This is a genomic window from Pseudomonas wenzhouensis (assembly GCF_021029445.1).
Classification (GTDB): domain Bacteria; phylum Pseudomonadota; class Gammaproteobacteria; order Pseudomonadales; family Pseudomonadaceae; genus Aquipseudomonas; species Aquipseudomonas wenzhouensis.
The window spans coordinates 1549107-1571363 of the sequence record NZ_CP072610.1; the positions used below are offsets into that span (position 1 = coordinate 1549107).

At 63.3% G+C, this 22257-nt stretch carries 17 protein-coding genes; 8 read left to right on the top strand and 9 right to left on the bottom strand.

The window, feature by feature from the left end:
- The first annotated feature begins 4 nt into the window (after window positions 1–4).
- Together J7655_RS07085 and J7655_RS07090 are read left to right on the top strand one after the other, a co-directional pair.
- The gene (locus J7655_RS07085; RefSeq protein WP_230927164.1) at window positions 5–1150 is read left to right on the top strand and encodes an ABC transporter ATP-binding protein; all 1146 of its coding nucleotides are present in this window, start codon (window positions 5–7) and stop codon (window positions 1148–1150) included.
- Between the two features lie 145 nt (window positions 1151–1295).
- A complete protein-coding gene (locus J7655_RS07090; RefSeq protein ID WP_230927165.1) occupies window positions 1296–2534 on the top strand; it encodes a maltoporin in 1239 nt (412 codons plus the stop codon).
- 130 nt (window positions 2535–2664) lie between these two features.
- Here the strand turns inward: J7655_RS07090 and mapR are convergent, their stop codons facing one another.
- Together mapR and ccoG are read right to left on the bottom strand one after the other, a co-directional pair.
- Window positions 2665–4077, bottom strand: a complete 1413-nt coding sequence (mapR, locus tag J7655_RS07095) for a GntR family transcriptional regulator MpaR (RefSeq protein ID WP_230927166.1) — start codon at window positions 4075–4077, stop codon at window positions 2665–2667.
- A 335-nt stretch (window positions 4078–4412) separates the two neighbouring features.
- Window positions 4413–5825, bottom strand: coding sequence for a cytochrome c oxidase accessory protein CcoG (gene ccoG, locus J7655_RS07100; protein WP_230927167.1), 1413 nt, complete (start codon window positions 5823–5825; stop codon window positions 4413–4415).
- A gap of 342 nt (window positions 5826–6167) precedes the next feature.
- Between ccoG and J7655_RS07105 the strand changes: the two genes are divergently transcribed.
- From J7655_RS07105 to J7655_RS07125, 5 genes are all read left to right on the top strand, one after another.
- On the top strand, window positions 6168–7835 hold the full coding sequence (locus J7655_RS07105; protein ID WP_230927168.1) for a nitrite/sulfite reductase: 1668 nt from the start codon (window positions 6168–6170) through the stop codon (window positions 7833–7835).
- Complete coding sequence (locus tag J7655_RS07110; RefSeq protein ID WP_230927169.1) at window positions 7832–8350, top strand: DUF934 domain-containing protein; 519 nt, start codon at window positions 7832–7834, stop codon at window positions 8348–8350. Before J7655_RS07105 ends, J7655_RS07110 begins: the two co-directional genes overlap by 4 nt.
- Window positions 8347–8700, top strand: a complete 354-nt coding sequence (locus tag J7655_RS07115; protein ID WP_017674822.1) for a CidA/LrgA family protein — start codon at window positions 8347–8349, stop codon at window positions 8698–8700. Before J7655_RS07110 ends, J7655_RS07115 begins: the two co-directional genes overlap by 4 nt.
- Window positions 8697–9380, top strand: a complete 684-nt coding sequence (locus tag J7655_RS07120; RefSeq protein ID WP_230927170.1) for an LrgB family protein — start codon at window positions 8697–8699, stop codon at window positions 9378–9380. Before J7655_RS07115 ends, J7655_RS07120 begins: the two co-directional genes overlap by 4 nt.
- Before the next feature lie 297 nt (window positions 9381–9677).
- Entirely contained in the window at window positions 9678–11285 is a 1608-nt protein-coding gene (locus tag J7655_RS07125; protein WP_230927171.1) for a malate:quinone oxidoreductase, read from the top strand.
- 361 nt (window positions 11286–11646) lie between these two features.
- On the opposite strand, the gene J7655_RS07130 is transcribed toward J7655_RS07125, so the two are convergent.
- From J7655_RS07130 to J7655_RS07145, 4 genes are all read right to left on the bottom strand, one after another.
- Window positions 11647–12750, bottom strand: coding sequence for an IS110 family RNA-guided transposase (locus J7655_RS07130; RefSeq protein ID WP_230924828.1), 1104 nt, complete (start codon window positions 12748–12750; stop codon window positions 11647–11649).
- A gap of 592 nt (window positions 12751–13342) precedes the next feature.
- The gene (locus J7655_RS07135; protein ID WP_059391317.1) at window positions 13343–14056 is read right to left on the bottom strand and encodes a trypsin-like peptidase domain-containing protein; all 714 of its coding nucleotides are present in this window, start codon (window positions 14054–14056) and stop codon (window positions 13343–13345) included.
- Between the two features lie 155 nt (window positions 14057–14211).
- A complete protein-coding gene (gene plsB, locus J7655_RS07140) occupies window positions 14212–16695 on the bottom strand; it encodes a glycerol-3-phosphate 1-O-acyltransferase PlsB (protein WP_230927172.1) in 2484 nt (827 codons plus the stop codon).
- Window positions 16696–17210: 515 nt separating this feature from the next.
- A complete protein-coding gene (locus J7655_RS07145; RefSeq protein WP_230927173.1) occupies window positions 17211–18053 on the bottom strand; it encodes an EamA family transporter in 843 nt (280 codons plus the stop codon).
- A 358-nt stretch (window positions 18054–18411) separates the two neighbouring features.
- On the opposite strand from J7655_RS07145, the gene J7655_RS07150 reads away from it, so the two are divergent.
- The gene (locus tag J7655_RS07150; protein ID WP_230927174.1) at window positions 18412–20223 is read left to right on the top strand and encodes a sensor domain-containing diguanylate cyclase; all 1812 of its coding nucleotides are present in this window, start codon (window positions 18412–18414) and stop codon (window positions 20221–20223) included.
- 56 nt (window positions 20224–20279) lie between these two features.
- Here J7655_RS07150 and J7655_RS07155 read toward each other — a convergent pair whose 3' ends face one another.
- The 3 genes from J7655_RS07155 to J7655_RS07165 form a co-directional block, all read right to left on the bottom strand.
- Complete coding sequence (locus J7655_RS07155) at window positions 20280–20696, bottom strand: hypothetical protein (protein WP_230927175.1); 417 nt, start codon at window positions 20694–20696, stop codon at window positions 20280–20282.
- A 10-nt stretch (window positions 20697–20706) separates the two neighbouring features.
- Window positions 20707–21099 carry a hypothetical protein gene (locus J7655_RS07160; protein WP_230927176.1) on the bottom strand — a complete coding sequence of 131 codons (393 nt, stop codon included), beginning with the start codon at window positions 21097–21099 and terminating at the stop codon, window positions 20707–20709.
- 543 nt (window positions 21100–21642) lie between these two features.
- Window positions 21643–22239 (bottom strand): hypothetical protein, encoded by a 597-nt coding sequence (locus J7655_RS07165; RefSeq protein ID WP_230927177.1) that lies wholly within the window; start codon window positions 22237–22239, stop codon window positions 21643–21645.
- Window positions 22240–22257 lie beyond the last annotated feature (18 nt).

The following is a 22257-nucleotide window of genomic DNA, read 5'->3' on the forward strand; positions in this document are numbered from 1 at the left end:
TGACATGGCTACCCTCGAACTGCGCAACGTCAACAAATCCTACGGCAGCGGCCTGGCGGATACCCTGAAGAACATCGAACTGGCCATCGACTCCGGCGAGTTTCTGATCCTGGTCGGCCCCTCCGGCTGTGGCAAATCCACTTTGATGAACTGCATCGCCGGCCTGGAGGACATCAGCGGCGGAGCGATTCTGGTGGACGGCGCCGACATCAGCGGCATGAGCCCGAAGGATCGCGACATCGCCATGGTGTTTCAGTCCTACGCGCTGTACCCGACCATGACGGTGAAGGACAACATCGCCTTCGGCCTGAAGATGCGCAAGTTGCCGCCGGCCGAGATCGAAGCCGAAGTGGCGCGGGTGGCCAAGCTGCTGCAGATCGAGCATCTGCTGACGCGCAAGCCCGGCCAGCTCTCCGGCGGCCAGCAGCAGCGCGTGGCCATGGGCCGGGCGTTGGCGCGGCGACCGAAGATCTACCTGTTCGACGAGCCGCTGTCGAACCTCGACGCCAAGCTGCGCGTGGAGATGCGCACCGAAATCAAGCTGATGCACCAGCGCCTGAAGACCACCACGGTGTACGTCACCCACGACCAGATCGAGGCCATGACCCTGGGCGACAAGGTGGCGGTGATGAAGGACGGCATCATTCAGCAGTTCGGCACCCCGCAAGAGATCTACAACGACCCGGCCAACCAGTTCGTCGCCAGCTTCATCGGTTCGCCACCGATGAACTTCATCCCGCTGCGCACGCAGGTACGCGATGGCCAGTGCTTCGGTTTGCTCGACTCCGGGCAGGCGCGCTGCGAGCTGCCGCTTGGCGCGGCGGCGGAGCTGGAAGGGCGTGAGCTGATCCTCGGCGTGCGTCCCGAGCAGATCCAGCTGGCCGGCGCCGGCTTGACGCTGCCGAGCCTGCGTGCCGAGGTCGAGGTGGTCGAGCCCACCGGCCCGGACACCCTGGTGTTCGTCAGCCTCAACCAGACCAAGGTGTGCTGCCGCCTGGCCCCGGACGCCGCGCCGCAGGCTGGCAGCAGCCTCGACCTGCAGTTCGATCCGGCGCGCGTGCTGCTGTTCGACGCCACCAGCGGCGAGCGCCTGCGCCCGGGAAAGCGCCAGGCCACTGACAACAAGGTGGCCCAGTTCAAGCTCGGTTAGCCATGTAGCCCGGATGAAATCCGGGGTCTGCCCAACCAACCTCCCCGGATTGCATCCGGGCTACAGGGTGCATCAAGGCAACGAAAAAACCGTCGCTGCGGCGGTGATCCGCAGCATCGCTCAATAAAAACAATCAGGAGCAACGATGAAGACCACACAGCAAACCCTCACCTGTTCTGTCGGCGTTCCCTGCCTGCTGGCACTGGCGTTGGCCACGCCGCAGGCACAGGCTGTCGAGTTCAGCGGCTATGTGCGCAGCGGTATCGGCGGCGCGGATACCGGCGGCACGCAGCAGTGTTTCCAGTTGCCGGGCGCACAGTCCAAATATCGCCTGGGTAACGAGTGCGAACAGTACGTCGAGCTGGATTTGCGCCAGGACTTGTTTCGCCTGGACGACGGCTCGGTAATCAGCGTCGAGGGCATGGCCCAGCTCTACAACCAGTACGGCCATACGCCCAAGTTCACCGGCGACTACGGCTTCGCGCGGATGAACCAGATGTACGCCGAGTGGAGCAACATGCCGGCGCTCAATGGCGGTTCGCTGTGGGCCGGGCGGCGTTTCTACAAACGTAACGACATCCATATCTCCGACTTCTACTACTGGAACCAGAGCGCTACCGGTTTCGGTATCGACGAGATGAAGATCGGCGACCTCAAGTACAGCTACGTGTTCTCGCGCAAGGACAACTACGACCAGGAGCCCTACATCAACCGCCACGATTTCAACGTCGGCGGCTTCCAGGTCAACCCCGGCGGCGAGCTGGAAGTGGGCGTCAGTTACATCGACAAGCCGGACAGCACCGACGCCAACAGCGGCTGGGCGGTGACTGCGCAGCACAAACAGCAGGGCTTCCTCGGCGGCGTCAATACCATCGCTCTGCAATACGGGCGCGGGCCGGGCACCGCGCTGGGTTACACCGGTGATCCGACCCTGGACAGCAGCAGTAGCAGCTGGCGTCTGGTGGAGTTCTTCGACTTCCAGATGACTCCGCGTCTTGGCGGCCAGGTGCAGCTGGTCTACCAGAAGGACAAGCGCCCGGACGGTGCGGACCAGAACTGGCTGTCCATCGGTGGCCGCACCAGCTACGCCTTTACCGAGCAGTTCAAGCTGGTCGGCGAGATCGGCCGCGATCAGGTCGAGGCGCCCGGCGGTACACGTAAGCTGACCAAGTTCACCGTTGCCCCGACCTGGTCGCCCGCCGGCCCCGGCTTCTGGGAGCGCCCGGAAATCCGCCTGTACTACACCTACGCCAGCTGGAACCGAGCCGCGCAGCAGGCCGCCAACCTGCTGGCCGACGGCTCGGCCTTATCCGAGAACGGCGCCTTCGGCAGCGCACGCAACGGCTCGAACTTCGGCGTGCAGGTGGAGTATTGGTGGAAGTAGTCTGAAGGTAGGGTGCGTCGCCGTGCGCACCAAGACCGTAGCCCGGATGCAATCCGGGGCGATTGCTGCACCTGCCCCGGATTTCATCCGGGCTACAACAGCGCGTAAGGTGCGCTGTGCGCACCGGGCGTCAGAGCAATCCCGCAACCAGGCGCCCGAACACTTCCATGGCCTGCTCGCTGCGCGGGTTCCACGGATGGCCGTAGTTCAGTCGCGCGCAGTGGCGAAAGCCTTGGCTGGCGGAGAAGATCGGCCCCGGCGCCAGGCTTATGCCCTGGGCCAGCGCCAGGCGCAGCAGTTGCAGCGAATCCAGACGCTCGGGAAATTCGAACCAGAGGAAGTAGCCACCCGAAGGTCGCGTGACCCGCGTGCTGGCGGGGAAGTGTCGGGCGGCGGAGGCGAGCATGGCGCTCTGCTGCATCTCCAGGGCATGGCGCAGCTTGCGCAGGTGACGGTCGTAGCCGCCGTGCTGCAGGTAGTCGGCCAGCGCTGCCTGGGCTGGCACCGACGGCGAGATGGTGGTCATCAGCTTGAGCCGGGCGATCTGCTCGGCATAGCGCCCGCCTGCCACCCAGCCGATGCGATAGCCCGGCGCCAGGCTCTTGGAGAAGGAGCTGCAATGCATCACCAGCCCCTCACGGTCGAAGCTCTTCACCGGCTTGGGCGGGTGGCTGCCGAAGTACAGCTCGGCGTACACGTCGTCTTCGATCAGCGGTACCTGGTGTTCGACCAGCAACTCATACAGCGCCTGCTTCTTCTCCTCGCTCATGCTCGCGCCCAGCGGGTTCTGCAGGCTGCTCATGAACCAGCAGGCCTTGATCGGCAGTTGCTTCAGACTCTCCGACAGGGCGCCCAGGTCGATGCCTTCGCGCGGGTGCACGGGGATTTCCACGGCCTTGAGCTGCAGGCGCTCCAGCACCTGCAGGCAGGCGTAGAAGGTCGGCGACTCGATGGCCACCAGGTCACCTGGTTGAGTCACGCACTGCAGGCAGAGGTTGAGCGCCTCCATGGCGCCGTTGCTGATCACAAGTTCCTCCATCGGCAGCATCACGCCGCTGACCATGTAGCGCAGGGCAATCTGCCGGCGCAGGTCGGCGTTACCGGCGGTCATGTCGGCGATGATCTCGTGCGGCGAGAGCATGCGCAGCGCGTGCGCCATGCTCTTGGCCAGACGCGGCAGCGGGAACAGGTCGGGGCTGGGGAACGCCGAGCCGAAGGGCACGGTGTGCGGGTCCTTCAGCGAGGCGAGTACCGAGAACACCAGCTCGCTGACGTCGACCTCGGTGGTCTGCGCGGCGTGGGCGGTCAGCTCAGGCTCGTGCAGCGGGCGTTTGGCGTGTTCGCGCACGAAGTAGCCGGAACGCGCGCGTGCCTGGATCAGGCCGCGATCTTCCAGCAGGTAGTAGGCCTGGAACACGGTGGAGGGGCTGACGCCATAGGTGCGGCTGGCATGGCGCACCGAGGGCACCTTCTCGCCGGGGCCGAGCACGCCGGTACGGATCAGCTCGGCGATCTCGTCGGCAAATTTTTCGTAGCGTTTCATCCTGTCCTGGTTCACCGCCGCAAAGGGTACGGGTGAACACTTTACGGGGTGAGCGGCAGACATGGCAGTGCCTCGTTAATAGTGGGCAGGCTTCGGATGTAGGAGCGGATTTATCCGCGATCGATGCAGTGCGGTGGTTTCGCGGCTGAAACGGAATGCCGCCCAGCCGCTCCTACAAGGCTCGTGGAGCCCGTAGCCCGGATGCAATCCGGGGAAGGACCTCGAACCGCCCCGGATTGCATCCGGGCTACGGCTCTGGTGGCCCATTCGCCGCGGGGCGCGGCTCCTACACGGATTTGAGAGCAACTGTAGGAGCCCCGCCTCGGGGCGAAGCGCTAGCGCAGCGGCGCGAGGAAGGTGCTCTTGGTGCTCACATGGCTCTGCGAATCGGCCTGGTCGCGTACCTCGAAATGCAGGGTTTGCGGGCCGGCAGCGTTGTGCGTGGCCGTTAGCGCGACGCTGACCGGCAGATCACGAATCTCACCCGGCGCCAGGTTCAGCGTGCGTGGGCCATGCAGCTCGAAGTCGCCGGGCTCGACCAGGCTGATGGCATAGCTGCGCGGCTGCTGGGTCTTGTTGATGATCTTCAGGCTGTAGATGTTCTCGATCTGGCCCAGAGCGTTCTCGCGGAACAGGCCGCGGTCGCGGGTCACGTCCAGCGAGATCAGCGGGCGCTCGGCCAGCGCCCAGACAAAGGCGCCGATCATCACTGCGAGCATCGCCGCATAGCCAACCAGACGCGGGCGCAGCCAGTGGGTCTTGCCGCCGGCCAGCTCGTTTTCCGAGCTGTAGCGCACCAGGCCGCGGGCATAGCCGAGCTTGTCCATCACGCTGTCGCAGGCGTCGATGCAGGCGCCGCAGCCGATGCATTCCAGTTGCAGGCCATCGCGGATGTCGATCCCCGTGGGGCAGACCTGTACGCACATGGTGCAGTCGATGCAATCGCCCAGGCCCTCGGCCTTATAGTCGGCGTCCTTGCGCCGCGGGCCACGGGTTTCGCCACGGGCGGCGTCGTAGGAGATGACCAGGGTATCGCTGTCGAACATCACGCTCTGGAAGCGCGAGTAGGGACACATGTCGCGGCACACCTTCTCGCGCAGCCAGCCGGCGTTGATATAGGTGGCGGCAGTGAAGAACAGCACCCAGAACGCGGTGGTGGCGCCGACTTCAAAGGTCGCCAGGTCCACCGTCAACTGGCGCACCGGGGTGAAGTAGCCGACGAAGGCCAGTGCGGTGACCAGGCTCACCGCCAGCCAAAGGCCGTGCTTGGCGCTGCGCCGGGCCAGTTTCTGCAGCGACCATGGCGCGGCGTCGAGTTTGATGCGCTGGCCGCGGTCGCCTTCGGTGATCTGCTCGACACGCATGAACACCCAGGTCCACACGCTCTGCGGGCAGGCGTAGCCGCACCAGACGCGACCGGCCAGCACGGTGATGAAGAACAGGCCGAAGGCGGCGATGATCAGGATCGCCGAGAGCAGGATGAAATCCTGTGGCCAGAAGGTCGCGCCGAAGATATGGAACTGGCGATTCTCCAGGTCCCAAAGCACCGCCTGGCGGCCGTTCCAATCGATCCAGGCGGTGCCGAAGAACAGCAGGAACAGCAGGCCGGCACCGAGCAGGCGCAGGTTACGAAAGCGCCCGGTGAAGCTGCGTGTGTGGATCGGGCCGCCGGCCTGGGCCGGGGTCAGGCGAATGGGCTTGGCCGGGTCGATGCTCTCGACGGCGCGCAAGGGGATCAGATCGGTCATGTCGTTGCCCTCATCAGGCGTTTATTCAGGCTGGCGCCATGATCCGAGTGGGGCTGTTTACAAAACAGACTCAGGTTTTCGATAAAAAAGCGGATCAGATGATTACGTCGAACGCAGGGAAAAATGCCACGCAGGCCGCCAGGCCGCGCCATTTCTGAGGTCATGAGCCTTCATGTCGAGCGATCCAGATACCGCCCTGCGACATCGCGCCACGCCAATCAGTGTCCTGTGCAGGACACTGTCGTACCTATCTGATCCGGTTTTTTAAGGCTTTTCTGGCGCTGTTTTCGGTGCACGCCCGGCAGGCATAGTCGACGCCCCGTGATCAGGAGGCCTGCCGGCATGTACCAATACGACGATTATGACCGCGCGCTGGTGCGCGAGCGCGTGGCCCAGTTCCGCGACCAGGTACAGCGGCGCCTGGCCGACGAGCTGAGCGAAGAGGAGTTCCTGCCGCTGCGCCTGCAGAACGGCCTGTACCTGCAGAAGCACGCCTACATGCTGCGCGTGGCGATCCCCTACGGCACCCTGTCGGCCAAGCAGATGCGCGCACTGGCGCATATCGCCCGCGAGTACGACCGCGGTTACGGGCACTTCACCACGCGGCAGAACATCCAGTTCAACTGGGTCGAGCTCGAACGCGTGCCGGACATCCTCGACTGGCTGGCCGACCACGACATGCATGCTATCCAGACTTCGGGCAATTGCGTGCGCAACATCACCACCGAGGCTTTCGCCGGTGTCGCCGCCGACGAGTACCTCGATCCGCGTCCGCTGGCCGAGATCCTCCGTCAGTGGTCGACGGTCAACCCGGAATTCCTCTTCCTGCCGCGCAAGTTCAAAATCGCCCTGTGCGCCGCCGAGCAGGATCGCGCTGCGGTGCAGGTGCATGACATCGGCCTGCAGCTGTACCGTGACGAAGCAGGCGAGTTGCGCCTGCGTGTGCTGGTCGGCGGCGGCCTGGGGCGCACGCCGATCATCGCCCAGACCCTGCGCGAGGGCCTGCACTGGCAGGACTGCCTGTCCTACGTCGAGGCCATCCTGCGCGTGTACAACCGCCATGGCCGGCGCGACAACAAGTACAAGGCGCGCATCAAGATACTGGTCAAGGCCCTCGGCATCGACGCCTTCGCGGCCGAGGTGGAGCGCGAGTGGCAGCCGATCAAGGATGGCCCGGCGCGCCTGACCGAGGACGAGTACCAGCGCGTCGCCGCCTCCTTCCACAAACCGGCCTACGTGCCGCAGGACGCCCTCGACCTCGACTTCGGCACCCACCTGGCGCGCGACGAGGCCTTCGCCCGCTGGGTGTCGCGCAACGTCATGGCGCATCAGGTGCCTGGCTACCTCAGCGTAGTGCTGTCGACCAAGCCGGGCATCAGTGCACCGCCCGGCGACGTCACCGCCGAGCAGATGGAGATGCTGGCGGACTGGAGCGAGCGCTACGGCTTCGGCGAGATTCGCGTCGCTCACGAACAGAACCTGGTGCTACCCGATGTACGCAAGGCCGACCTCTTCGCGCTATGGCGGGAAGCCGAAGCGGCGGGGTTGGGCACGGCCAACGCCGGTTTGCTCACCGACATCATCGCCTGCCCCGGTGGTGATTTCTGCTCGTTGGCCAACGCCAAGTCGATCCCCATCGCCCAGGCCATCCAGCAGCGTTTCGACGACCTCGACTATCTGCATGATCTGGGCGAGCTGAGCCTGAACATCTCTGGCTGCATGAACGCCTGCGGCCACCACCATATCGGCAACATCGGCATCCTCGGCGTCGACAAGAACGGCAGTGAGTGGTACCAGCTCACCCTCGGCGGCAGCCAGGGCCAACAGGCGGCGCTGGGCAAGGTGATCGGCCCGTCGTTCGCTGCCGAGCAGGTGCCCGAGGTGATCGAGCGCATCGTGCGCACCTATGTCGATCAGCGGGAGGTCAATGAAGGCTTTCTCGACACCTTTCAGCGCATCGGCCTGGAGCCATTCAAGGCGAGCGTGTACAGCCGCGAGGAGGTGGCATGAACAACCTGATTCGCCTGGTCGAGGGCCAGGCCTGCATCGTCAGTGATGATCCCTGGCAGCTCGACGCTGAAGGGGACGCGCCACTGATCCTGCCACTGACGGCCTGGCGCGAGCGGCAGCCTGCTGCGGTGCTGGAGGGCAGGGCGATGAGTGCCGACGGCCTGCTGTTGCAGGTGGATGACGAGCCGGAGGCGCTGCAGCCGTTTCTCGCCAGCCTGCCGCTGATCGCCATCGACTTCCCCAGCTTTCGCGATGGCCGTGGCTACAGCCAGGCCTACCTGCTGCGTACCCGACTGGGCTGGCGCGGTGAGTTGCGTGCGGTGGGCGATGTGCTGCGCGACCAGTTGGCGCACATGCGCCAGTGCGGCTTCGATGCCTTCGCCGTGCGCGCTGACAAATCGCTGGAAGATGCACTCAAGGGCCTGCAAGGGCTCAGTGTGTTGTATGGTCGCTCGGTTATCGAGCCGCGTCCGCTGTTTCGTCGGGGGCGCCATAAGGAGGAGTCGAGATCATGATGGTGCGTGGCCTGTTCTGGCTGGTATTACTGCAGTTGTTCGGCGTGGCGCTCAATCACTGGCTGTTGCCGATGCTGCCAGCCTCGATCATTGGCCTGCTGCTGCTCTCGGTCTGGCTGATGTGGCGCGGCGCGGTGCCCGAGCCGCTGCAGCAGGCTGCCGGTGGTTTGCTGCCGTATCTGCCGCTGCTGCTGGCCGTGCCGGCCTCGGGGATCATGACCAGCAGCGATCTGCTGCTCGGTGAACTGCCGGTGATCGCCACCGCGCTGGTGCTGTCGCTGCTGGTCACCGTGCCGTTTTGCGGCTGGCTGTTGCAGACGCTGATCCGCCGTCAGGAGCGCAAGGGATGACGCTGCTGACTCACCACCCACTGTTCGCCATCGCCCTGACCCTGGCTGCCTTTCTGATCGCCGCCTGGCTCTATCGCCGCAGCGGCTGGCTGCTGCTGCAGCCGGTGCTGGTATCGGTGACGCTGATCGTCACCACCTTGCTGCTGTGCGGCGTGGACTACGCCACCTACCGCGCTGGCGCCGAGCCCGTCGCCTGGCTGCTGGGGCCGGCCACCGTGGCGCTGGCGGTGCCGCTGCAGCACAACATCAAGCGCATCCGCCAGTTGTTCTGGCCGGTGATGATCACCCTGACGGCCGGCGGCGTCCTGTCGGTGGCGCTGACCCTGGCCATCGGCTGGGTGCTGGGCGCCGACTGGAGCGTGGTGATGAGCCTGGCGCCGAAGTTCGTGACCATGCCGATTGCCATGCCGGTGGCCGAGCAGATCGGCGGCGTGGCGTCGCTGGCTGCGGTGATGGTGATGCTCACCGGCGTGATCGGCACGGCCATGGGGCCGGCGCTGCTGCGCTGGGCCGGGGTGGATCACCCGGCGGCCCGTGGCCTGAGCTATGGCATCAATGCGCACGCCATTGGCACCGCGCATGCCTTGCAGGAGGGCGAGGAGTGCGGTGCCTTCGCCGCTCTGGCCATGAGCCTGCTGGGTATTGCCACTGCCTTGCTGTTGCCATTGCTGCTGGGGTGATTCGGGCGGAATCCCGCCACCCTGGCGGGCTTGCCTGAGAGCATCTGGCGAGTTCCCGCCAGCCCCGTGCCGGCTGTGTGGCAGAAAGCCGCACAGGGACTGCTGAATCCTTTCAGCGGCACGCATATTGCTCCATAACGCGGCGCGATCGGAATACGCCCGCCAAGAGGCCTGGAAACACCCTTCCTCCCGCCGCGCCGCAGATCTGCGGCTATCGCCCATGTGCGGCCCAAACGGCCGCTGCCCGAAACCTTGCCTGCACGGCTGTTGTCGTCGTGCGATGAACTGGACTGTCCCATGAAGAAAATCCTGCTGACGCTGCTTTGTCTCAGCGTGATCGGTTGCTCCAAGCCCCGCGAGCCCGAGAAAACCGTCGACGTGCTGCTGATCGGCGCTGGCGTGATGAGCGCCACCCTCGGCACTTACCTCCACGAGCTGCAGCCGGACTGGAGCATCGAAATCTACGAGCGCCTCGACCAGGTAGCCGCCGAAAGCTCCAACGGCTGGAACAATGCCGGCACCGGCCACTCGGCCTTCTGCGAGCTGAACTACACCCCGGAAACCGCCGACGGTGGCATCGACATCAGCAAGGCCATCGCCATCAACGAGTCGTTCGAGATCTCCAAGCAATTCTGGGCCACCCAGGTCGAGCGCGAGGTGCTGAGCAAGCCCAAGAGCTTCATCAACATCACCCCGCACATGAGCTTCGTCTGGGGCGACGACAACGTCGAATACCTGCGCAAGCGCCATGCTGCGCTGCAGCACAGCAACCTGTTCCGTGGCATGGAGTTCACCGAAGATCACGCGCAGATCGCCCAGTGGGTACCGCTGGTCATGCAAGGTCGCGATCCGCAGCAGAAGGTCGCCGCCACCCGTATGGCCATCGGCACCGACGTCAATTTCGGCGAGATCACCCGTCAACTGATCGACTCGCTGATCGGCAAGGAGCAGGCCAGCCTGCACCTGGAGCACGAAGTCCGTGACCTCAAGCGCAACGATGACGGCACCTGGCAGGTGATCGTCGCCGACCTGGCCAAGGACGGCGCCGAGCAGGCCATCAATGCCCGCTTCGTCTTCATCGGCGCCGGTGGTGGCGCGCTCAAGCTGTTGCAGAAATCCGGTATCGAAGAAGCCAAGGGCTACGCCGGTTTCCCGGTCGGCGGCCAGTTCCTGATGACGCGTAATCAGGACGTGGTTGCCCAGCACCTGGCCAAGGTCTACGGCAAGGCTTCGGTCGGCTCGCCGCCCATGTCCGTGCCGCACCTGGACACTCGCGTGATCGATGGCGAGAACGTGCTGCTGTTCGGCCCGTTCGCCACCTTCTCCACCAAGTACCTGAAGAACGGCTCGCTGCTCGATATGTTCAGCAGCATGACCACAGACAACTTCATGCCGATGGTCAACGCCGGCATGGACAACTGGTCGCTAAGCACCTACCTGATGGGCCAGCTGATGCTCAGCCAGGAAGACCGCATGGCCTCGCTGCGCGAGTACTTCCCGGAGGCGCAGGACGCCGATTGGGAGCTGATCAATGCCGGCCAGCGCGTGCAGATCATCAAGAAGGATGCCGAGAAGGGCGGCGTGCTGCAGTTCGGCACCGAAGTGGTGACCTCGGCCGACGGCAGCATCAGCGCACTGCTGGGCGCCTCGCCGGGTGCTTCCACCGCTGCACCGATCATGCTGCACCTGATCGAGAAGGCCTTCGCCGACAAGGTCGCCACCCCTGAGTGGCAGGAGCGCCTGAAGGAGATCATCCCGTCCTATGGCCAGAAGCTGAACGACGACCTGGCACTGACCAACCGCATCCGCCAGTGGAGCAGCGAGCGTCTCGAGCTGCAGCACATCGAAGTCGCCCCGGACGTGGAAATGGCCGCCGAGCCCGAGCCGGCTGCTGTGGCTCTGTAAGGCTTTAACCGCTGTAAAAGAACCCGCTCTGCGTGATGCGCAGGGCGGGTTTTTTCTTGGGCCCGGATTACACCCGGCTACTGGCCATCGCCCGCAAGCGGGCTCCTATGTATGGACTCGCCCCCACTGTCAAACCTGCTTTTCAACACTGCTACCCGGCTGCATCTATGTATCAGGCCTATTCGAGGAAGCTGTCATCAGCTTCTGGCCAACATTGTGTGAGCTTGCGGTATGCCTATTACATTCAGACCTCGAAGGCCAGTAGGAGCCAAGGCATCAATCCGCAACGGTCTTACCTGGGGTCAATGTTTTCTAGCAGAGGTTGGAGCGACTTCGCGCCCCGGTGGCAGAACTCGGTGGATCAGTGACTCATTTCCGCCTGCCTGTCATTAACTGGCTGGCGTTGATAAGTCTGTTCATTCTGTAGCAGCACCCAGGCGATCCGTAGGTTGCGGTTGGCTAACCTCACCGCCGCCTCTTTGCGCCCCAGGCGACTCAGCCAGCCCAGCAAGCGGCGATCATCCGGTTGCTGCGAATCAGGCCGTAGTTGTCGGAGGACCGCATGCGCGCCCTGGATCATCAGGCTGCGCATGTAGCCATCGCCTCGCTTGCTCATCTTGCCCAGGCGGATCTTTTCTCCGCTGCTGTGCTGATCAGGCACCATGCCGAAGTAAGCCGCATATAAGCGGGCATTGGCGAAACGTTCAGGTTCGGTTTGCTTGGCCAGCAGCGCGGTGGCGATGATCGGGCCGACTCCGCGCACCGTCATCAGTCGTTTCGCGGTCTTGTCCGCGTTCGCAGCAGCTTCCAAGCGCCCGCTCAAGACATTGATGCGTTCGCCCAATTGCCGCCATTCACCCAGCAATTCGTCGATCAACTCCCGCAGTATCTCCGGCAGTGGCTGCGTTGCATCTTCCAGCACCCTCGGTATCACGTGGCTGATAGCCGCATCGCCTTGCGCCAGAGCCACGCCGTGCTCCAGCAGCAAACCGCGCATCTGATTACTCATCGCCGTACGCCGACGCACATAACCCTGCCGAGCGCGATGCAGCGCCTGCATGGCCAGCGAGGCAGCGCTTTTGATGGGCACGGCTGAAATCTTGCTATCGCGACCGGCGCGCAAGATCGACAGGGCATCGTTACGATCATTCTTCGCACCGCTGCGGTGACCCTCGACGAGACGAGCCGGAAGAATCCGCGCCAGGTTGCCTTGCCCCTGTAGCTGCCGTGCCCACGCCTGAGCACCTGGGCCAGTTTCAACCAGCACGACGACACTCGGCGGCAACTTGCACAGAAACTCGTAGAATGCCTCACGCGACTTGATCCGCGCCTCGTAACGCACCTGACCAAGAACGTCTTCTCCCGCCACCTGAAAGACCCGCTTGGCAAGATCGACTGCCACTGTCGTGCAGGCCGATAGATCGTTTAAGGCCTGGGATTGATTAGTTGCTGTATGCTTTTTCATTGACTCGCCCTCGCTGCCGTTGGCTTCTTAGACTGCCACCGTGGCGCATTGACGCCTCGGCGTGGGCGAGTCCATGTAATTACGGGAAGGGTGAATACCTGTAGGAGCGGCTTCAGCCGCGATGTTCTGGTCCGCCCCTGCATCCACGTTTCGTAGCGAGTAGGGCGTACCGGGACGCCGGCCGCTCGGAAGCAGTACGCCGTTGGCGTTCCGATGATGAGCCGTGGTGTCGAACGAGGGCATGGCCCGGCGGACTGTTCGCTTCGCTCCTGAGTCCGCCCTACGCCGGCTTTCCCGGGTTGCATCCGGTTACGTTCACTCCGTCAGCGTCATCAGTTTCGTAGCCCGGATGAAATCCGGGGGCAGTTCGCGCACCAGAAAAAGCTGTCGCGGCTAAAGCCCCTCCCACCGGTACGATGCGTTCTGTGGGAGGGGCTTTAGCCGCGACTGGACATTGAGTGGTTCCCCGGATTTCATCCGGGCTACTCATTGATTATCGCCCGCAAGCGGGCTCCTACGGGGCGTGGTTTGTTCTGTAGGAGCCGGCTTGCCGGCGAGCCTGGCAGTCATCTCTGGCGATGACGCCGGGCGATTATTCGGTCAGCGTCATCAATATATCGGCATACCAGGTGCAGTTCAGACCCAGGGCCTCGTCCTGATCCTCGTCGCGATTGCCCAACAGGCGCGTGGAATGGATGCCGAGCAGATGCCAGGGCAGTTCACCCTCGACGCTGGCGCGTTTGACCACTGGCGCGCCGCTCAGGCCGCGATGGGTGCGCCCGTCGGTGAGAAAGTAGCCCAGCCCGTGGAAACGCAGACCGAAGGACGATGCCAGCCCGGCATGGCGCGCCACCGGCATGCGGTGCAGGGTGTCCTGAAAACCCAGCGGGAAGCCCACCACCAGCAGTGTCGAGCCGATTTCCACATGCTCGTCGGCTTGCAGCAGGTGCTGCGGGGTGAAGGCCTGGTAAGCGCCGTTGTCGGGCAGGGCAGTCTGATCCAGCTCGATCACCGCTACGTCGATCTCGCCCGCGCCATCCATGCCTTGCCGCCACAGGTGCTGGTCGCCGTCATACAGCGGAATGGAAAAGCTGACGGTACTGGCCAGGTTGTCTGCGTCGGTATGCAGCTCGATCTGCAGGCTGTCCGGCTGATGGCCGCTCGGCTCGTCGAGCATCACGTGACGGCTGGTGACGAGGAACAGCCGTTGATCCCGGCGGAAGAAGAAGCCACTGGCATTGGTCAGTATCTGCCCAGTCGCCAGCGTGGTGATGCGTGCAGCACTCAACATCAGGGAATCGATCATTGCCAGGGCCTCCTGCCGGTGTGTGGCTTATCGACTGACTGCCAAAACCGTGACAGGTTCGTCTGGTTGCATCGAGCCTGCGCCACGGTGGATGTAAAAAGCGACAGCTACGCGCCCCGATCCACCCTACGAGGCCGTCACCTTGCGCATGCACGTCATGGGCTTGCCGGCTCGTCCTCATTGCGATCCAGCGCCACCTGACGAATCGACAGGCGAATCTCGGCCGGCAACACGCGCTTGGCGGCGCCTTCCGCCAGTTCGCTGAGCAGCGGATGATGGCTGAGCTTGCCGGCCTCGTCCTGGCGCAGCACGCCCTGGTCCAGCAGGCTCTGGATGAAGTGACGGAACAGGCTCTTGTCGAAGAACTCCGGCGCATTCAGACCATGCAGGATCGACAGGCGCTGGGCCATCACTGTGCACAGGTCTTCCAGCTCTTCGGCGCTGATCGCGTTCTGCCCGGCGTTGAGCAGCAGGGCGATGGCCATGTAGAAGCGTTGCAGGGTCTGCGCCACCGAACGCGACAGCAGCGTCAGCAGCACGAACTGGCGCGAGCTGGGCGCCGGGCGTACGTACACGTCGCCTTCGGTCTTCAGCAGGCCCTGCTCGACGAAGGCCGTCAGCCACTGGTCGATCACGCCCTCCAGCTCGCTCTGCTCCCAGCGGATGAACAGCTCGGATTGCAGATACGGATACAGCGCGCCGGCGTAGCGCAGGATCTGCTCGCGGCTGATCCGCGCACTGCTCTGGAAGAAACTGGCCAGCAGCGCCGGCAAGGCGAAGATGTGCAGCACGTTGTTACGGTAGTAGGTCATCAGGACGGCGTTCTGCTCGTCCAGATAGAGAATCTTGCCCAGTGCATCCTTCTGCTCGGCCAGCAGGTCCATGCCCTTGACGTGCTCGATCAGCGCCGCGCCGTCACCCTCAGGCAGGGTGGTGTGCGGCGAGTAGGGCACCGCGCGCAGCAGGGCCAGGTACAGGTCGAGCACGCGGGCCAGGGCGCGGTCATCCAGGGCCAGCTTGCTGGTGGACAACAGTGCCAGCGCCACCAGGTTGACCGGATTGATCGACGCCGCCTCGTTGAGGTGGCGCGCCACGCGCTCGCCGAGGCGGTTGGTGGTGTCGTTGAGCCAGGCCGGGCGGTACTGCGGGCCCAGCTCCTGCTCACGCCAGCCGGGCTGCTGCTGGTCGAGGAACTCGGCCAGCTTGATCGGCTCGCCGAAGTTCACCGAGACCTGGCCGAAACGCTGCTTGAGCGCGCCGAGCACCTTGAACAGGTCGAAGATCGACTCCTTCTTCTTGCTCGCGCCACGCAGTTCGCCCAGGTAGGTGCGGCCTTCCAGCACGCGCTCGTAGCCGATGTACACCGGCACGAAGACGATCGGCAGGCGATTGCTGCGCAGGAAGCTGCGCAGGGTGATGGCCAGCATGCCGGTCTTCGGCCGCAGCATGCGTCCGGTGCGCGAGCGGCCGCCCTCGACGAAGTATTCGACCGGGAAACCCTTGCTGAACAGGGTGTGCAGGTATTCGTTGAACACCGCCGTATACAGCGGGTTGCCCTTGAAGGTGCGGCGCATGAAGAAGGCGCCGCCACGGCGCAGCAGGCCGCCGATCACCGGCATGTTGAGGTTGATGCCGGCGGCGATGTGCGGCGGCGTCAGGCCATTGCGGAACAGCAGGTAGGACAGTAGCAGGTAGTCGATGTGGCTGCGGTGGCAGGGCACGTAGATCACCTCGTGGCCCTGGGCGATGTCGCGCACGCCTTCGACGTTGTGCACCTTGATACCGTCGTAGATCTTGTTCCAGAACCAGGAAAGCACCAGTTCGAGGAAGCGGATCACCGTGTAGGTGTAGTCCGAGGCGATCTCGTTGCCGTAGCGCAGCGCCTGAGCTTCGGCCTTTTCCAGGCTGATCTTCTCGCGTTCGGCTTCCTCGGCAATCGCCTGGCGCACCATCGGGTCGTGCGCCAGGCCCTTGACCAGGTTGCGTCGGTGCGACACGTCCGGGCCGATCACCGCGGCCTTCTGGTTGCGGAAGTGCACACGCAGGATGCGGTGCACCATGCGCAGGGTGCGCTCCTTGCCCTTGTCCTGCTCAACCAGCTCGCGCAGGTGAATCGGCGTGGAGAACTGCACGCGGGTCTTGCGCCCGAGAATCAGGATGCTGACCAGCCGGCGCAAGCGCCCGGTCACCGCCCAGCTGTCGGCGAACAGCAGTTTCCATGGGCTGGTTTCGCGGTCCGGCGACTGCCCCCAGAACACGCTGACCGGGACGATCTGTGCGTCGTCCACGGCATGCTGGCTGAGGGCGGTGACCACGCGATCCAGGGTCGGCGAGATGCCGCGCTTGTCCTGGCGACCGAACCAGTCCGGCTCCGGTGTCAGGTAAAAGAAGGCGGCGGGCTCGATGTGTTCCCCGACCGCTACCGGCAACACCGGGCGCGGCAGGCCGGCCTTGGTGCACTCGCGGTCGACCACCGCCAGGTCGCTCACCGACGGCTGCTGCAGCACGTAGAACACCGGCTTGCTGCGGTCTAGCTTGAGGGTGAAGGCGGACTGGTTGATGGTTTCCGAGCGTACCCAGAGGTACAGCAGGCGGCGCAACGATCCGAAGACGAGGCGGCGGAAGGGGGAACGGGTCATACGGACTCTGCTTGTATGGCAAAACGAGCGGTGGCTCGGGAAGGGCGCTAGTGTGCCGCAAGCCCGCCTGGCCGGCAAAAAACTTCCGGGAGAAGTTTTTGACGTCGCTCCGCTACGGCCCTTGAGGTGGCCGCCATGGATGGCAGGACACAAAAAACTCGTGCGTCCAGGCAGTCAGCCCGGCCAGCATGCAGGCAGCGTATGACGAAAAAACGGTCGATGACTCAGCACCCGTTGATCAACAGAACTGCAAAGCGGGTCTCGGGTTCCCGATCAGAATGCTGAGTCAGCTCGACCCGATGGTGCGGCTCGCCTCCTGACGCTGGTTGCGCCCGGGTCCTGGGTAGGAGCGAGCTCTGCTCGCGAAGCTTTTGTGCTTGAGGATTCGCGAGCAGAGCTCGCTCCTACAGATGTCCTTGTAGGGTGGCCGGGCGGCGATCCGCTTCAGCGTTGTAGGGTGGGCTTCAGCCCACCAAGTTGTGATTTTGCAATCCACTTGCTGCACCGCGAACCCCCTACGCCAGCTTCATCACCACCACGCCAGCCGCGATCACCGCGCACGCCAGCAGACGAATCGGTCGCAACCTTTCCTTGAGCAACACCACTCCCAGCAGCACGGCGAACACCACGCTGGTCTCACGCAGGGCCGAAACCAATGCTACCGGCGCCTGGGTCATGGCCCAGATGACGATGGTGTAGGCCGCCATCGACATCGCCCCGCCAGCCAGCCCGCCACGCCAGTGCGGGCCCAACTGCAGGAAGGCGCGCGGCCCGCGGCTGATGGCCAATACCGCCGCCATCACCACGCCGTTGACGGTGAACAGCCACAGCGAATAACTCAGCGCATCGCCATTGCTACGCGCACCAATGGCATCGCTGAGGGTGTAGCCGGCGATGAACAGCGCCGTCATCAATGCACAGCCCAGCATCGCCCCCTGTGGCGCCTTGTGATGGCCGCCGCGCAGCGCCATCAGCCAGATGCCCAGTACCAGAACCAGCAAACCCAGCAACTGCAGGGCACCGAGCCCGTCATGCAACAGCAGCAGCGAGAGCAGGGCGACCATCAGCGGCGAGCTGCCCCGCGCAATGGGGTAGACCTGGCCCAGGTCGCCGTACTGGTAGGCGCGGGCGAGGAAAAAGTTGTAGCCAATATGCAGCAACGCCGACAACGCGATCCACGGCCAGGCCGAGGCTTGTGGTAGCGCCACCAGCGGCAGGGCGCAAAGCGCTACCAGGCCGGCACCAATCTGGATCAGCGTGGCGGTAAGGAAGCGATCCAGACCAATCTTGAGCAGGGCGTTCCAGCCGGCATGCAGGGCAGCGGCGGCGATGACGGCGAGAAAGACCGTGGTTTCCAAGGCAGGCCTCGAAGGCAGGCGGTTGTCGAAGAAATTGAGCAGGAGCAGTGCAGGTACCGCTCGGCTCGAAGTGATGTGGCTGAGGTGCAGCGTCGGTCGTCAGTCTGCCGCAAGCTCGATTTTCGGGCAAAACCCATTACCGCATGATGGCAGCACAGTGGCGCAACAATGCCTATGATTCAACGCAAGGCGATGGATCACGCCCCGCGACGCTGAACCCAAGGGCAACAGACCCTGGCCCCAACAGCTAGAAAACAGCCCGCCCGTGAAAGGCTTGGAGAACAAGGCGATGACCCCGCCCAGCACGCCGATTGACGCGCATGACGCCGTCGCTCGACGCCCTCGAATCGCAACACCCTTGAACCTGCTGATCGTTCTGGCGAGCGTGTTCGTTGCCATTGTCTGGCTGATCACCCTGCAACGCATCGCCTTCGAACGTGAGCAGGCGCTGGCTGCGGAAATGGAAGCCAACTCCAGCCTGGCCATCGCTTTCGAGCAGCAGGTGTTCCGCGCGCTGAAGGCGGCCGAGCAGGTGGCGGCTTTCGTGCGCGAGCAGTACCGCCGGCAGGGCAAGGCCATCGACCTGCGCCGCTGGGTCGAGGAGGGCGTGATCCGCGAGGAGATGTTCACCATCGTCAGCGTGGTGGACGAGCAGGGCGATATCGTCAGCAGCAGCCAGAACACCGGCCCGGTCAACTACGCCGACCGCGAGTTCTTCACGGCGCAGCGCGATGCCCGTATCGATCACCTGTTCATCAATCAGCCGGTACTCGGGCGGGTTTCCGGGCGTTGGCTGATCCCCATGTCGCTGCGTATCGAGCGCGATGATGGTAGCTTCGCCGGCGTCGTGGTGATGGCCGTGCGTCCAGAGGACGTCACGCGTTTCTTCCAGCAGGTCGATCTGGGCCCACAGGGGCTATTGGAGCTCGCCGGCCTCGACGGCGTGATACGTGCGCGCAAGATCGGCGCACGCAGCGAATTTGGCCTGGGTGCCGAGTCGCTGGCCTGGTTCCAGCGGCAAAAGCTGCATGACGCCGATGATTTCCACGACAGTGGCGAGGGGCTCGATGGCGTCGCCCGTATCGTCAGTTACCGCACCATGAGCGGTTATCCCCTGATGATTACCGTGGCCACCGCCTACGACGAGGAGATGGCGACGACCTTGCAGCGGCGCTCTACCTACCTGATGGCCGCAGTCGGCGTCACCCTGGTGGTCATGCTGTTCGTTGGCCTGCTGGCGCTGATGCTGGTTCGCCAACGTGCGGCCACCGATGCCCTGCAAGGCAGCGAAGCGCTGTTTCGCGCCACCTTTCACCAGGCGGCCATGGGTATCGCCCACATCAGCCCCGAGGGTCGGATACTGCGGGTCAACGAGAAGTTCGCGCGCATGCTGGGGCGCCCGCCCGAGGCGCTGCAAGGCGCCAACATTTTCGACCTGAGCGACGCTGAAGTAGCTGCCGCCGCCCGCAGCTTCCTGAGCGAGCAACTGCTCAGCGAGGCACGTGCGCTTTCCCCGGAAATCGAGAAAACCTATCGGCGTGAGGATGGCTCGCTGATCTGGGTATGCGAGGCCTCGAGCGTCGTCCGCAATCGCCATGGTCACCCGGAGTTTCTGGTGCTGGTTACGCAGGACATCACCGAGCGCAAGCACCTGGAAGCGCGCCTTTGTCATGACGCCGAGCATGACGCCCTCACCGGGCTGGCCAACCGCGTCAGGTTCCACCAGCGCCTCGACCAGGCGCTGGAGTCCGTGCGCGACCAGCAACAGCTGTGCGCCGTGCTCTATATCGACCTGGATGGATTCAAGGAAATCAACGACCGCCACGGCCATACGGCTGGCGATAGCCTGCTGCAGATGGCCGCCAGGCGGCTGGAAGGATGTGTGCGCAGCACGGACACGGTCGCACGCTTCGGCGGTGATGAGTTCGGCATCGTCCTCGGCAATCTGCACGGCAGTCAGGATTGCGAGACGGTGGCGCTCAAGGTGCTGGATGTGCTGGCCAAGCCGTTCGATCTGGACGGCTGCATGGTGCGGATATCGGCGAGCGTGGGCGCCGCTCTGTTTCCGCTGCACGCTGAAGGCGGCCAGGACCTGCTGAAACGTGCGGACCAGGCCATGTACGCGGCCAAGCACGCGGGCAAGAACCGTTTTCACCGCGCTGACGGATAGGGCTGATGATGGCCTGAGCAGCCATCGCCGGATCTTCGCCTGAATACCTGTGACGGCTACTGGTCCGCGACAGGCTGAGTCGAAACGCCCTGTTCGCCAGCCACCAGCAGCTGCCTGCGCCATTTCCACTCCAGCATGCCCAGACCTCCCACGAACGCAGCCTCGCCGAGCACATGGCAAAGCCCCGGTAGCGTCATCACCGGGGCAAAGGTCGCAGCGATACCAAGGCATGCCAGCGCCCAGAATCCGTTGGCCACTGCCAGCAGCTTGATCAGCGCTTCGGCGCGCCGCACACGAATCGCCAGCGAAAAGGAGAAGCAGGCATAGGCGATATTGACCGCGCCGATGAAGCTCAGCAGCTCGCGGGGCAGGGCATACCAGCCGCTCAACCAGGGGGCCAGCAACAGAACCACAACGCCCGCGCTCGCAGCGGCCATGCAGTCCAGCCAGAGGATATGCCTGATCATTCCCATGAGTTTCGCCTCAAGCGCTACGCCGCTTTTGCACGGCCAGCAGGAACAGCAGGGTAAAGGCGATCACCAGCAGATCCAGGGCGATGGCGGGCGCGGCCTTGCTCAGGTAATCCTGGCCATGGATCAGCAGCAGCGACACGAAGATGGCCTTGCTCAGCGCGGCAATGACGGCGCAGAGAACCCGATGCCTCGGGCTCAACGCGCCATAGATCAGCAGCACGCCCATCAACCCGACCAGCGCCGACCAACTGCGCACGACCAAGGATTGCAACTGCCCATCGAAGGATGCGCCAAACATCGACTGCAGCGCCTCCTGCGGGGCGAACAGGCCGTAGAACATGGTCGCCGTGAGAACGCCGGATAGCAGCATCAGCCATCTGAAATTGCGTGCAATGAAGTCCATCAATGTTTACGTCCTTGTTGATATGAGCGGGGGAGAGCATAGCGTCAAAGCGAAGGCGTCGGGCGTAGTCAAGATTGGGAATTCATGGCTACCCAGTAACCATGTCGGTAGCCAGCGCAGCCCTTTGCGAATCGGGAAGCGCTACTTAACTATCCACCAGCCCAAGACTCGTCTGACGGCGTGGGTAATCAGCAAGGCGTGATGGTTTTCTTGTGGTTGTGGTGAGCAGCAGCGCTGTCGGAACAGGCGAGTCCTGCAGCGGAGCAAGGCCGATAACAATGATGATCCCCGTGATCGATTGAACGCTTGGCCCCCGCTGCGCGAACTACAGAATGGCCAGGGCCAAGCGCCCATCACAGGCCGGATATACGAATGCAACCGCGCTGACGACAGGTGCAAAAGCAAAGCTTTACTCACTACTTGTGGGGAGAGTCCATATACATTTGTTAGGCCATAACGCAGAGGCCAGGGTTGAAAAAATATGGCTGCTTTTTATTAAGGCCATTTCTTTTTTCTAAGTACATATTGGCGGTCATTCCAAAGCTACTCTAGAAATTCTTGCATTTGCGGAAATGGCGGGGCTGATAACCCGAGGTGATAAGCCTCGTGGCTGATGAGGGAGATTAATTCCCGAATTGGGCTAAGTATATTAACAATGCGAAGAACTGCGAATTTAACAGCTTGATCATGAAGCCCAGGCAAAGAAAGGGCTTCGAGTGTGGTTAATGGGCGCTGATCTAGGCCGTGCATTAGCGTGATAGTAATGTCATCAATTGCAGAAGCTACAATGTTTGCCCGAGTGAATATTTTTTGCTTCTGGCTAGGGCTTACATCTTTGGCGAGAATGGAAATTATAATTTGCCCCCAATGGGTTAGGGGGTCATTGCCACTTTGCGATGAGCTCAATGTGTCAAGATTGTGGTATCGCGTTGAGCGAGCGAAATCACTGAGTAGAGATATTAACTCTTGATCTATTTCACCTAACTGTAAACGACTCGGTAGTGTGGCTCCCCTTTTGATGGCAATTTTCTCGCAGCTATCATAAAGCTCTGAAATGTTGTGGCCGTAATTTTGCAACTGCTTTTTGGTTGGCACGGAAAGATTATTGCAAAGGGCGGCGGCAAAAACTGAGTGCAACACCTGACCTTTCCGGTACGG

What these genes read in the sequence shown, in the direction of transcription:
- J7655_RS07085 (WP_230927164.1), top strand. Translation starts at nt 5, where the DNA reads ATGGCTACCCTCGAACTGCGCAACGTCAACAAATCCTACGGCAGCGGC.
- J7655_RS07090 (WP_230927165.1), top strand. Translation starts at nt 1,296, where the DNA reads ATGAAGACCACACAGCAAACCCTCACCTGTTCTGTCGGCGTTCCCTGC.
- mapR (WP_230927166.1), bottom strand. Translation starts at nt 4,077, where the DNA reads ATGAAACGCTACGAAAAATTTGCCGACGAGATCGCCGAGCTGATCCGT.
- ccoG (WP_230927167.1), bottom strand. Translation starts at nt 5,825, where the DNA reads ATGACCGATCTGATCCCCTTGCGCGCCGTCGAGAGCATCGACCCGGCC.
- J7655_RS07105 (WP_230927168.1), top strand. Translation starts at nt 6,168, where the DNA reads ATGTACCAATACGACGATTATGACCGCGCGCTGGTGCGCGAGCGCGTG.
- J7655_RS07110 (WP_230927169.1), top strand. Translation starts at nt 7,832, where the DNA reads ATGAACAACCTGATTCGCCTGGTCGAGGGCCAGGCCTGCATCGTCAGT.
- J7655_RS07115 (WP_017674822.1), top strand. Translation starts at nt 8,347, where the DNA reads ATGATGGTGCGTGGCCTGTTCTGGCTGGTATTACTGCAGTTGTTCGGC.
- J7655_RS07120 (WP_230927170.1), top strand. Translation starts at nt 8,697, where the DNA reads ATGACGCTGCTGACTCACCACCCACTGTTCGCCATCGCCCTGACCCTG.
- J7655_RS07125 (WP_230927171.1), top strand. Translation starts at nt 9,678, where the DNA reads ATGAAGAAAATCCTGCTGACGCTGCTTTGTCTCAGCGTGATCGGTTGC.
- J7655_RS07130 (WP_230924828.1), bottom strand. Translation starts at nt 12,750, where the DNA reads ATGAAAAAGCATACAGCAACTAATCAATCCCAGGCCTTAAACGATCTA.
- J7655_RS07135 (WP_059391317.1), bottom strand. Translation starts at nt 14,056, where the DNA reads ATGATCGATTCCCTGATGTTGAGTGCTGCACGCATCACCACGCTGGCG.
- plsB (WP_230927172.1), bottom strand. Translation starts at nt 16,695, where the DNA reads ATGACCCGTTCCCCCTTCCGCCGCCTCGTCTTCGGATCGTTGCGCCGC.
- J7655_RS07155 (WP_230927175.1), bottom strand. Translation starts at nt 20,696, where the DNA reads ATGGGAATGATCAGGCATATCCTCTGGCTGGACTGCATGGCCGCTGCG.
- J7655_RS07160 (WP_230927176.1), bottom strand. Translation starts at nt 21,099, where the DNA reads ATGGACTTCATTGCACGCAATTTCAGATGGCTGATGCTGCTATCCGGC.